General features: G+C 35.4%; 10 protein-coding genes and 1 tRNA gene. 8 read left to right on the top strand and 3 right to left on the bottom strand.

Annotation, left to right across the window (positions count from 1 at the left end):
- Window positions 1–23: 23 nt before the first annotated feature.
- Window positions 24–323 (bottom strand): NADH dehydrogenase ubiquinone Fe-S protein 4, encoded by a 300-nt coding sequence (locus tag HF196_RS03630; protein ID WP_168455852.1) that lies wholly within the window; start codon window positions 321–323, stop codon window positions 24–26.
- A 133-nt stretch (window positions 324–456) separates the two neighbouring features.
- Between HF196_RS03630 and HF196_RS03625 the strand changes: the two genes are divergently transcribed.
- From HF196_RS03625 to HF196_RS03600, 5 genes are all read left to right on the top strand, one after another.
- Window positions 457–1,101 (top strand): alpha/beta hydrolase, encoded by a 645-nt coding sequence (locus HF196_RS03625; protein ID WP_168455851.1) that lies wholly within the window; start codon window positions 457–459, stop codon window positions 1,099–1,101.
- A gap of 5 nt (window positions 1,102–1,106) precedes the next feature.
- Complete coding sequence (locus HF196_RS03620) at window positions 1,107–1,898, top strand: SDR family oxidoreductase (protein WP_168455850.1); 792 nt, start codon at window positions 1,107–1,109, stop codon at window positions 1,896–1,898.
- A 208-nt stretch (window positions 1,899–2,106) separates the two neighbouring features.
- Window positions 2,107–2,256, top strand: coding sequence for a hypothetical protein (locus HF196_RS03610; protein WP_168455849.1), 150 nt, complete (start codon window positions 2,107–2,109; stop codon window positions 2,254–2,256).
- 714 nt (window positions 2,257–2,970) lie between these two features.
- The gene (locus HF196_RS03605; protein ID WP_168455848.1) at window positions 2,971–4,239 is read left to right on the top strand and encodes an adenylosuccinate synthase; all 1,269 of its coding nucleotides are present in this window, start codon (window positions 2,971–2,973) and stop codon (window positions 4,237–4,239) included.
- Window positions 4,240–4,546: 307 nt separating this feature from the next.
- On the top strand, window positions 4,547–6,157 hold the full coding sequence (locus tag HF196_RS03600; RefSeq protein WP_168455847.1) for a hypothetical protein: 1,611 nt from the start codon (window positions 4,547–4,549) through the stop codon (window positions 6,155–6,157).
- Window positions 6,158–6,305: 148 nt separating this feature from the next.
- On the opposite strand, the gene HF196_RS03595 is transcribed toward HF196_RS03600, so the two are convergent.
- Window positions 6,306–7,034, bottom strand: a complete 729-nt coding sequence (locus HF196_RS03595) for a type I glutamate--ammonia ligase (protein WP_168455846.1) — start codon at window positions 7,032–7,034, stop codon at window positions 6,306–6,308.
- 313 nt (window positions 7,035–7,347) lie between these two features.
- Here HF196_RS03595 and dnaA point away from each other — a divergent pair, with 313 nt between their 5' ends.
- A complete protein-coding gene (gene dnaA, locus HF196_RS03590; RefSeq protein WP_168455845.1) occupies window positions 7,348–8,730 on the top strand; it encodes a chromosomal replication initiator protein DnaA in 1,383 nt (460 codons plus the stop codon).
- 87 nt (window positions 8,731–8,817) lie between these two features.
- Here the strand turns inward: dnaA and HF196_RS03585 are convergent, their stop codons facing one another.
- The gene (locus HF196_RS03585; protein WP_168455844.1) at window positions 8,818–10,071 is read right to left on the bottom strand and encodes a metallophosphoesterase family protein; all 1,254 of its coding nucleotides are present in this window, start codon (window positions 10,069–10,071) and stop codon (window positions 8,818–8,820) included.
- Window positions 10,072–10,261: 190 nt separating this feature from the next.
- Here HF196_RS03585 and HF196_RS03580 point away from each other — a divergent pair.
- Both HF196_RS03580 and HF196_RS03575 read left to right on the top strand, forming a co-directional pair.
- Window positions 10,262–10,348 (top strand) — tRNA-Leu (locus HF196_RS03580).
- Between the two features lie 29 nt (window positions 10,349–10,377).
- Window positions 10,378–11,460: a GTP cyclohydrolase II gene (locus HF196_RS03575; RefSeq protein ID WP_168456282.1), complete on the top strand. Its 1,083-nt coding sequence runs from the start codon at window positions 10,378–10,380 to the stop codon at window positions 11,458–11,460.
- Window positions 11,461–11,516: the final 56 nt, after the last annotated feature.

Genomic DNA, 11,516 nt, shown 5'->3' with positions numbered 1-11,516 from the left:
ACTATTAATTTCTGCGATAAAGCTTACTTTGATGTGAAATTACTTGCGTAAGATTTTGGTATTCTCTTAATCTCTTTTGGCATTTCAATTATATATTTAACGTTGCACTTTTTTGCATAGGATACTGCTTTTTCAAGGGTATCAAACTTTAACACAATTTGCTTTCTGGGATTTTTCGAACCGACCCACCCCATCAGAGGTTCAATGTAATAAGAATCAGGCTCAGTTTTTAGGTACCAAAAGTGTGTATTACCCAAACCAGATTGTGTTGCAGTTTTTGTTGGTTTGTAGATCTTAAAAACCATTTGATTATCAGTGCCCATAGCTTTCAACTGAAATATATATCTAAATAAACCATTACACAATTCCTTTTTTCTTTAATAAAAATATTCAATATAGCTTTTACAAATCCATGAATCAGTGTTAAATAAAGGTATAAACACAAAAAGAAAAGAAATGATTGAACTTAAAGGTCCAGAAATTTGTGCAAGTGGCAATAAGAAAAATTTAATCGTTTGTTTACATGGTTGGGGATCAAGCGGTGATAACTTTGTTCATCTTGCTAAAGTTATGAGCAAATCTTTGCCTGACTCATGTTTTGTCGCACCCAATGCTCCGTTTGAAAGAGAAATAGGTGATGGCTACCAATGGTTTAGTTTAGAAGATCGCAGTGAAGAAGCACTATATAACGGAGTAAAAAATGCTACGTCAATAGTAAACCATTTTATTGATATGAAATTGAAAGAGCTTGGCCTAAAAGATATAGAACTTTCTTTAGTTGGGTTTTCCCAAGGAGCAATGCTTGCAATACACACAGCTCTTACTCGCTCTCAACCTTGCGCATCGGTTGTTGCATATTCTGGCAGGTTTCTTTCACCTGCAAAAGTTGCAACACAGATCAAATCAAAACCTAATGTATGTGTTATCCACGGCAATGCTGATGATGTGGTACCTTTTTCTTCTCTTGACTTGGCAGTCAAAGCCCTAAAGGAAAACGGAGTAAATGTTGAGGGACACCCAATTCACGGGTTAGGACACATTATCAATGAAGAGGGAATAAAATTAGGTGTAGAGTTTATCAAGAAAAATTTCAAAAACTAACTTCCATGCACTTGTTTTGCTTTGGTTATGGATATGTAGCTAAATTTCTATCTAAAAAGTTACTGAGTTTAGGTTGGAAAGTTAGCGGTACTTCAAGAAATCAAGACGTACAAAACATCAATCTCTTCCATTACAACAAAGTGGGCAAAGATACGTTTCAAGATGTAACACATGTACTCGTTTCCATTCCGCCAGATGGTGATGATGTGCTAGAGAGATACGGTTACTACTTTCAAAATATCAAGTGGCTTGGTTATTTGTCCGCAACTAGTGTTTATGGTGACCATGCTGGTAATTGGGTCACAGAAGAATCCGAAACAAAGCCTATAGAAAGTAGAGGAAAAAGCCGCCTCAGATCCGAGCAGAAATGGCTAAACAGTAAATTACCTATACATATTTTTCGTTTAGCTGGAATATATGGTCCTGGTAGAAACGTATTAATTGACTTGCAACTCAATAAGGCAAGAAATGTACACAAAGCAGGGCATTTATTTTCTCGCATCCACGTTGAGGATATAGCGAATATCCTATTTTCTTCCATGCAAAATATAAAGCCCGGTGAAATATACAATTGTGCAGACGATTTACCTGCTACACAATCTGAAGTGGTAGCATACGCAGCCAAGCTTCTAAATGTTGATGTTCCCAAGCCAGTAGAAATTTCTTCCTTACCAGATTATGCACAGAGTTTCTATTTAGGATCAAAAAAAGTAAGTAATGTAAAAATTAAAAGAGACCTTGGTATCTCTCTAATTTACCCCAGCTACAAAGTGGGACTAGAGATGTTGAAGGACTGAAATCACAGACAATGGAAAAAACTAGATTCCAGTGTCCGCTACTTTAATGACAGAGTTATCGATGTCACCCCTGTAGCCTCTACGATGCATCAAAGTAGTCTAATGATGTCATCCGAGTAGCCACCTATAATGTCATCCAAGTAGCTGATACTGGGATCCACTCTTTTTTCCTGGATTCCAGCGTCACGCGCTGGAATGACACCATTTGATGAAAATAAGAGACCTCTTATTTTCGATTCTATATAAAAATGAAAATAAGGCTTATCTATTTGCGTGGATCAATATAAGAGACCTCTTATTTTCGATTTTGCGTAAAAATGAAAATAAGGCTGGATTCCAGCATCACGCGCCGGAATGACAGAGTTGTGGGTTCTAGCGTTACACGTTGTAATGACAGGATTGTGGATGCCATCCCTGTAGTCTCTACGATGTCATCCTAGTACCCTCTTCTTGTCATCCCAGTGCCTCGACACTGGGATCCACTCTTTTTTTCCTAGATTCCAGCGTCAAGCGCTGGAATGACAGAGTTTAAGAAATTTACCAAATGAAGAAAAAAGCAAAAGAAACCCCGAGGTAGCTAGTTATTTACTTTTGTGTCGAAATGTTGGCGTTTTTTTATCCTAAACGTTTAATAAGTGCGACTTAGCTGCTTTTTAATGCAGCTTAACCTTAGCCATAAACGTTTAAGAAACTCACTAAGCAGAAAAAAAGCAAAAGAAACCCCGAGTAGCTAGTTATTCACTATCTATCTTATGATATTGGCGTTTTTGATGTCTTAAACGACTTATAAGCGCGTTTCAGCTTGTATAGGTAAAAAACCAGAAGTTTTAAAAAGACGTAAGGTGCACATAGTGCAAAAAATTAAACATGAGACGCCAAATATGCTAAGTTTTTTTCTCATTTAATCTGCACAGACTGAAGATAAATAAATAGCTTCAGCCACATGATAAGCAGACTTTTTGAAACTGTCAAGTGGTTTTTTCAATACGTTGCTGAAAATTTGTTACGCAAGAAGTCTCTTGCATTTGTAGCATACTGCGTTAATATTTACATGTTAATCCAAAAGATATTGATGAATAGTATTGTAATTGTTGGTCTACAGTGGGGAGACGAAGGAAAAGGTAAAATAGTAGATTATCTTTCTGAAAATGCAGACGTAGTCGTGAGATTTCAGGGAGGAAATAACGCAGGACATACTATAGTAATAGATGATGAGGTTTATAAATTAAATTTGCTGCCTTCTGCTGTTTTAAGGGCAGGTAAAATATCTATCATAGGCAACGGTGTTGCTCTTGATTCACATGCTCTAATCTCAGAAATAGAGTCATTGAAAACTAGGGGAATAGATGTCAATCCGAGCAATTTGATGGTATCTGAAAGCTGCCCATTAATACTTAGCATACATAAGGACAAGGAAAAATTCTTTGAAGATTTGAACGGGAATCACAAAATTGGCACGACAAACAAAGGAATAGGGCCATGTTATGAAGATAAAGTTGGAAGAAGAGCCATACGCCTTTGTGACTTAGAAAATACAGATGAGCTCAACAATAGAGTGGATACTCTTCTGAGTTACCACAATGCTATCAGACAGGGCCTAGGCTATCAGGTTGCAAAGAAAGAAGAATTGTTAAAGGAAGTTGCAGAGATTGCAAAAAAAATTCTTCCGTATAAGAAGCCAGTATGGCAGGTATTAAATAACTTTGTGAGAGAGGAAAGAAAAATAATATTTGAAGGCGCCCAAGGCACATTTCTAGATATTGACCACGGAACATACCCTTTCGTTACCTCAAGCAACACCGTAGGATCACAAGCAATGACAGGCTCAGGATTTTCTTCTAGTGCTCACGTTATCGGTGTAGCAAAAGCCTATACAACAAGAGTAGGCAATGGTCCATTTCCTACTGAGCAAGAAAATGAAGTAGGAGATAGCTTGTTCGCTATCGGCAAGGAACTTGGAACAGTGAGCAACAGAAGAAGGCGCTGTGGTTGGTTTGATGCAGTTTTAGTGCGCCAGGCAGTGCAACTCTCTGGAGTTTTAAGTGTTGTACTCACTAAACTAGATATCCTTGATTCTTTTGATATGGTGAAGATATGCACTGGTTATCGATATAATGGAGAAGTGTATGATTATTTACCCGCATCACATTCGATACAAAAGGAATTAGAGCCGATATATGAAGAATTCTTTGGCTGGAAGGAAAACACTCAGGGTAAGAAATCAGTCGGGGAACTACCTGTAAATTTGATAAAATATGTGAAGAAGATCGAGGAATTAATAGGTGTACCAATTCATCTAATTTCAACCAGCCCCAAGAGGGAAGACGTTATTGAGCTTTAAGCTTCCTGAAAGTACTCTTGTATCTTAATTAGCTATTATTCAGTAAAAAAACGCTTATTTAGTGATAAAAAACACTTGCGCGATTTTAAATACCAACTTATTATGCAAAGCAGCTTTGCATAGTGATGTATGGTGAAGGTAAATTCAGTGTGTAGCAGAAAGCAAGAAAGTTGAGATCAAGTTTAACGCTCACAGTCACTTTCAGCATTTCATTGTCAGAGTTTATGTAGAGAAAGCTTTTAGCAGCTTGGCTGTTTTTAAAAGGAACATGTTAATTAGAGTAGTATAAGCATAGAGGAGGTATAGCATGACAACTAAACTTATAGAAAATGGAGAGAATATTGTACGTGCAATTCAATACGTGTGGAATTTGTACAACTATCTTTCACATTCACAAGGGAGTAATGATATAAATAGTATCAAGGAATTTAAAGACAAGAGGATTAAAGATTTTGCGCTGTCTAAACTTATTGGTCTAAAGGACTCTATCGATAAAATGGAGAAAGAAAATTCTAACATTAAAAACCTTACTATAACGAAGGTTATCTTATCGTTTGCAGAAAAATCATGTGAAGACCTGAAGAAATTGAAAGAATGCTCCGAGCGTTATGACGTTATACCTAATACTACTGGGTATGAAGAGTTTTATTCTCAATTAAGTAAGGTAGTAACAGATTATAAACTACGAATTCTTGCAGACAAGATACGCTTCTTAATACTTTTGAAAAGAAAAAACGACTTTGCTACCGTGAAAGGAGGTTATGAGGATAAGTGGTGTTTTTATGATATGATGAATGACGAAGATTTTAAACAAAGATGTATAAGTGCAGCAGAGGAGGAAGACAAATCTTTCAGTGAGAGCTTTAAGAAAAGCATGGGTGGTTACATAAAATTAGTAGAGGAAGGAAGAGAAATTGCAAGTAAATACTTTGGAAAAGCAAGTTTTCAAGCTTACTGTGAAGAAACTGGCAATGCTGATAAAACCTTAAACATTAATCTTATTAACTATAGTGATAGTGAGCCAATTAAGATTAGCGATATTTTACAGCAGGAGGAAAGTATTGATAAGTTGAATATTTATTGCAATAAGAGGCATGACATATGTGCTCATCGGAAAGATCAAAAAAGATATTATGAGTTTAAAGAAGGTGCATGGTATCAAATGATAAGTGAGTGGCCTATAAAAGATAAGTCCGGAAGGGGAATTTCAAGGTGTACCATGGTTATGAATGTAGGTAGTGATGGAATAGCTGAAATAGTCGAATTCATAGGTAAAGGATCTAATGGTGAAAATCATATATTATCGCTAGAGCAGGATATGGAGTTAATAAAACAAAATAAGGAATTATACATTCAGGATGTTCTCTTATGCAACGCAGTCGAGGAGTTCTTAAGAATGCAGCGTAGTAGAGATAATTCTTCACCTGGTGCTGTACCTCAAAATACTGATAGTAATGGGGTATCGGAAGTGTGTGGAGAACAGCTTCGACCGAGCCATGTAGTTAATGTTGGTGGTACTGCTAATAGTGGGATATCGGAAGTGTGTGGAGAACAGCTTCAACCGAGCCATGTAGTTAATGTTGGTGGTACTGCTAATAGCAAGGTGTCAGGAGTGCATAAAGAACAGTCTAATCTTGGCGAGAACAATGAGAATATGGGTCATGATACGGGAAATCAGCCCAGACATAGGATACATCTGGTATTTGAAATACCACCAACAGATCAAAAACCGTTGTCTGTAGAGATTGGGAACAACTCAAAAATCGAAAAAAATTTAGGTGCAGACAATATCAAAATTAAAGTGCTTATTGAGTGCGCAAAAGGTCTTGAGGGTGTTGTCGTCGAAGGTGATAGTCATAGTTTTCCAATCCCTACTACGCCTACTACGTCAAATAAAGATCATTCACTTGGGTCCTAGTTATGAAATATATCTTGAGCTAGTTATACCAAATTCTGTTATTAGGAAGGCAAATGTGGTATGTTGTAAATTTGCTTAACTCTTTAACTATAGGCAAAAAAAGTTCTTTTTCATTTGTTCCATTTTCAATGAAACTTGGTATTAGAGCTCATATCAAGCTTTTCATCTTGTATTGAGGATCAGATGCAACACCGTATACTCTATTTGGTGGGGAAATTTTGTTTTCTATGCCAAAAGAGATACCTTCGATTATTGCTGCAAGCACTTTTTCAAGGTTGCAATCTGCTCCAGGGACTCGATGCTCTAAGCGACATTTACCGTTACAATTTATAATCCTGATTGCAGCAGTTCTGTTGTTTACACCCCAACTAACTGTAGTTGGAGTGTGAATATCTGGGTATTGAAACCTAAGATATGAATCATCGTTTGGAGCAAAGAATAACATATGTTTTTTCATCATGGCACATAATCCACCAATGCTATGAATCAAGTAATCGCTGTATTTTTGTTCACTGCAATAAAATAAATTGTTGTGATTTAAATCCATTAGGTTCACATGTACATTTAGTGCACTGCCAGCTCTATTTAAATGGGGCTTTGCTTTGAAAGAGACACTCCCACCAAGTTTTTGTGCTATTTCAGTAATTAATCTTTTTACTAACTCAAAATGCTTAATTAAATTACTAGGGTTAATGTAACAATTACTTTTTATCTCATATTGATGTATGGAACTCTCTTTTTCGCAGGAAAATCCAAGTGAAGCTATTCTGTTTTTAATATTACTGAGAAATAAATGCTCTTTTTTTATTGCTTCGATATAAAATTCTAGCTCAATACCAAATTTAGCGTAACAACTTAAATTGCTTAATATTATCATAGATTTGCTTCAGTAAATTTATATTAAATTAGCTATGTTTATACGGACACTTTACTTTTTTGCCAATAAATTTAACATCTTATTTATACATAATATATTATTATCTTTTTGGTGCACTTATAATCCTTGAGACAAGCGAGGTTTTATTTGTTGAAAGAAAAATGATCAATTTTAGTGCTTTTATACCCTTTACAACTCATCAAAAATCACCATAATTTTTAGTGTGTATAAAGTAGTGTTAGCTTTTCACTTTACAGCAAGCTGTTGATTATCTTATGTTTTCTAATTATTGCTTTTTTTCTTGGTGTGGTGTATGAGCTTAATTAACCCTAAGGTTTCTGCTATGTTTTTTGACCAGATTGTTACAGTAACGGATTACAATATTGCTTGGGAAAAAATCCAAAGTTGTCTTTATAATCTTTATGGAGAGGCAACATATAACAGTTGGCTGAGTTCACTTAGATTTGTCAGTAGTAGCAATGGAGAAATTTTGTTGTCTGTGCCGACAAGATTTATAAAAGAGTGGATTACAGTTCATTACATGGAAAAGATACTATCGTTATGGCAAAATGAGGATAAAAGTATACGTTCTATCGATATTCAGGTGACCGAGGAAAAGAGTTCAAATCCTAATATTATAACAAAGAACAAGGAGGAAAGTAATCATAGTCTTGGTTCACCGCTGGATTCAAGGTTCACCTTTGATAATTTTGTAGTGGGAAAACCAAATGAGCTGGCATTTACGGCTGCAAAGCGTGTGGCAGAGTCTATAGATCCAATACCAGGCAGTAATCCTCTGTTTCTATATGGCGGAGTGGGGCTGGGTAAAACACATCTAATGCATGCTATAGCTTGGCACATAGTCAATTCTCCCTCAGCAAAAAGAAAGGTGGCCTATTTGTCAGCAGAAAAATTCATGTACCAATATATTACAGCGCTACGAAGTAAAGATATTATGTTATTTAAAGAACAATTTAGGTCGGTGGATGTATTGATGGTAGATGATGTGCAATTTATCAGTGGTAAAGATAGTACACAAGAAGAATTTTTCCATACCTTTAATGCATTAATAGACCAAAATAAGCAGTTGGTTATATCAGCCGATAGATCTCCTAGTGACCTCGATGGAGTAGAGGAAAGAATAAAGTCACGACTTGGTTGGGGATTGGTAGCAGATATTAATGAAACAACTTTTGAGTTAAGACTTGGTATACTGCAGGCCAAGGTGGAACAAATGAATATGTATGTTCCAGATGATGTCTTGGAATTTTTAGCAAGGAACATAAAATCCAATATAAGAGAGTTAGAAGGAGCACTAAATAAGGTTGCCCATACCTCATTGATCGGGAGGAGTATGACGGTAGAATCAGCCAGTGAAACTCTAGCAGATCTTCTAAGATCAAATCATAAACCAATTACAATAGCAGAAATACAAAAGAAAATAGCCGAGTTTTTTAATATAAAGGTTGCAGATATGCATTCCAATAGAAGACTCCGTGGTCTTGTCAGACCAAGACAAATAGCTATGTATTTTGCTAAGAAATTTACGCAAAAAAGTCTTCCAGATATTGGAAGAAGCTTTGGCGGTAGAGATCATGCTACCGTTATACATGCAGTAAAACAAATAGAAAATTTTATAAAAACCGACTCAAGTTTTGCTGATGAAATTAACCAGTTAAAAAAAATGTTTAAGTAGAGTTTTTTAAAATTAGGTTATATATAGACTTTAATACTATACATTGGAACAATTAGTATAAAGCTATATTAGTATAAAGTCGTAGCTCTAATATACCTTAAGCTTAAAGTCTTCCGTTAATTTCGTGGAATACATTTCCTTATTGTCTTGGTTATAGAAAGTAAATTCGTGATCGTCTAAATTTAATATTGCAAAACCAAAACCAAAAAAGTTTCTAACTTCGTGTGCTAAGTAATGTTTGTCATTTGGGTAACTAAATCCTACATTTTGGTAAATCGGTTCCTGGTCTTGAGCGTGTAGTAATGCACCACCATTTCCAACTATGACCTGGTCTGGAACGTTGTCCATTAATAATATCTGAGCTATATGAATGTGGCCAGAAACTATAGTAGTGACATTGCTCGGAAATTTATCTCCAAAAGCTTCAATTTGTGTAAGATTGCCGTGGCTTTTTAGTGTCAGAAATTCTTTTTTTGGAGATCTCCACAGCGGTTTGTGAGTTAAAAACCACGTAGGTTTATCAGAACTCTCTTGAATTAATTTATCAAATTGTCTTTCAAAAGTATCAGTTATGCTTTGATTTATAAAAATATCTTCACCAGACGAAGAGTCGAAAATGAAGAATCTAATTGGTCCAGCATCTAAAGACCAGCTAGGAACGCAATCTACACATTTTTCAGATGAAAGTGGGTATGGATCTAGGTACCTAAACCATCCTTCATAGGCTCTGTTACAGTCTTCATGATTTCCTCTAACAAAAAGGAAAGAAGATTGCGATAAGATATCCTTTGCAGGATCAAACCAGTCAGCGTACCAAGCTTCTTTATTATGTCCATAAATATCACCGCACTTGTTTGTATTTCTACATTTTGTTTTCCTATAGTGATAATCGCCAATATGGATAGTTAGGTCTGGTTTATGTAGAGCAATAGAATCTAAATTTTTTTTTAAAGGCCAACTATCTACCGAATTACATTCCTGCTGAAATAAAGCATTTATTCTGCAGCCCGTGTCACCAATAAAAGCAATTTTGCTAATCTTCTCTGGTAGTATGGGAACCTGTATATTATCAATACTAACGTTTTTAGCACTCGTTTCTATTGCCAGTTCACAAACTGTTTCGGTATGGTTACCGGTATTAATTGAGCTACGATTTAGCATTTCTACTCCTTCACCATCAACATAAGCAATGGGACACATATCATTTTTTGTAATTGCACGTACGCTTAATTTGTTTTCTGGAATGACTTGAGACCACGCGTACAGTATCTGTGCATGGATAGAATGAAAACTGGTTATAAGAAATAAAACTGAAAAAATAAAAACATTAGCTATATTCATTTGTATAAAAACCTAAGTTAAAAATTAGTAATGTGATTATCTTAAGTAATTAAAGTTTATAATCACAAAATTTGTCATTTAATTATACAGGCAGTTCTTAAATTATCCTAGTATCAGATTGACACTTTGGATGAAAAATTCTAAAATGATTAAGTAATTTAAAATAATTATATAAAAACTAGAATAAAGCGCGGTCGTGGTGGAATTGGTAGACACGCAGCGTTGAGGTCGCTGTGGCTTATGAGCCTTGGAAGTTCAAGTCTTCTCGGCCGCACCAATTTTCTTGTTGTTGTTTATATAGGTAAAATGTTTATAGGAAATCAAATTAGAAATAAAGTAGAAAGAGCCATCAACGAAATCAGGCGTGGCCTGCCAATTATGATATATGATGGCAGTGATTATCTATTGTTTGCTGCTGCTGATGCTTTAGAAAAAGATCTATTTGGTCAGTATAAGTTTATATCAGATAGTTTATATGTTACTTTAACCTCGAGTAAAGTGCAGTATACATTAAAGGATGGAGAAAGTGGTAGCAAACGCTTACCGGTGAACAGCTTTGATGAGCTGCTCTATTTAGTAAACTGTTCGACGGAAGACCACATAAAAGAGTTACAATGTTCAAAGATAATAGATGGATATGCCACTACCTTACTTAAGTTTTCAGAATTATTGCCATACGCATTAGTGGTTGATATGACTTTTAAAGATAAGAATGAAATGCAAGATTGGTGTGAGAAAAATGACATTATTTCGCTGGACACATCATTCATAAATCATTTTCAACAAGATGATGGTGTGTATGAAGTGTGTAAAACATCTCTATTTTTGAAGCAAACTCAAAAAGTTAGTATAATATCTTACAGAACCTACAGTGGTGGAAAAGAACATTATGCGATTATTATTGGCAATCCAAACAAAGACGGTGAACCACTGGTGAGAATTCATTCTTCATGCTATACAGGCGACTTGTTAGACAGCTTATCGTGTGATTGTAGAAGCCAGTTGCATCAAGCGATTCAAATAATGGCTGACTCTAGTGGTGGCATTATATTGTACCTTATGCAGGATGGAAGAGGCATTGGTTTAACTAATAAGCTAAGGGCATATGATATGCAGAGAAAACATAACCTTGACACTGTGGATGCAAATAGAATATTGGGTTTTGAAGATGACGAAAGAAGCTTTGCTGTTGCAGCTAAAATACTCAAGAAGTTGGATATCAAAAAAATCCAATTACTTACAAATAACGATAGAAAGTTATCAGAGTTGAGAAACAGTGGTATAGAGGTGACAAGGTGTCTACCACTCATTATGGAGCGTAATAAGTATAATAATTCATATATGGAGACAAAATTTGGCAAGTTAGGCCATAGATTAAGAGTTTTTTAGTTTTTTTATTGTAACTACTTTGTTAATTTACTGGACTCGTTAATGTATGTTAAAAT

Origin of the sequence: Wolbachia endosymbiont of Ctenocephalides felis wCfeJ, from assembly GCF_012277315.1 — a bacterium.
Taxonomy (GTDB): Bacteria; Pseudomonadota; Alphaproteobacteria; order Rickettsiales; family Anaplasmataceae; genus Wolbachia.
Note: the sequence above shows the minus strand (reverse complement) of the source record. Positions and strands in the feature narration are given on the sequence as shown.

Coding starts and splice junctions, on each gene's coding strand:
- HF196_RS03630 (WP_168455852.1), bottom strand. CDS start 323: ATGGGCACTGATAATCAAATGGTTTTTAAGATCTACAAACCAACAAAA.
- HF196_RS03625 (WP_168455851.1), top strand. CDS start 457: ATGATTGAACTTAAAGGTCCAGAAATTTGTGCAAGTGGCAATAAGAAA.
- HF196_RS03620 (WP_168455850.1), top strand. CDS start 1,107: ATGCACTTGTTTTGCTTTGGTTATGGATATGTAGCTAAATTTCTATCT.
- HF196_RS03610 (WP_168455849.1), top strand. CDS start 2,107: ATGAAAATAAGAGACCTCTTATTTTCGATTCTATATAAAAATGAAAAT.
- HF196_RS03605 (WP_168455848.1), top strand. CDS start 2,971: ATGAATAGTATTGTAATTGTTGGTCTACAGTGGGGAGACGAAGGAAAA.
- HF196_RS03600 (WP_168455847.1), top strand. CDS start 4,547: ATGACAACTAAACTTATAGAAAATGGAGAGAATATTGTACGTGCAATT.
- HF196_RS03595 (WP_168455846.1), bottom strand. CDS start 7,034: ATGATAATATTAAGCAATTTAAGTTGTTACGCTAAATTTGGTATTGAG.
- dnaA (WP_168455845.1), top strand. CDS start 7,348: ATGAGCTTAATTAACCCTAAGGTTTCTGCTATGTTTTTTGACCAGATT.
- HF196_RS03585 (WP_168455844.1), bottom strand. CDS start 10,071: ATGAATATAGCTAATGTTTTTATTTTTTCAGTTTTATTTCTTATAACC.
- HF196_RS03575 (WP_168456282.1), top strand. CDS start 10,378: ATGTTTATAGGAAATCAAATTAGAAATAAAGTAGAAAGAGCCATCAAC.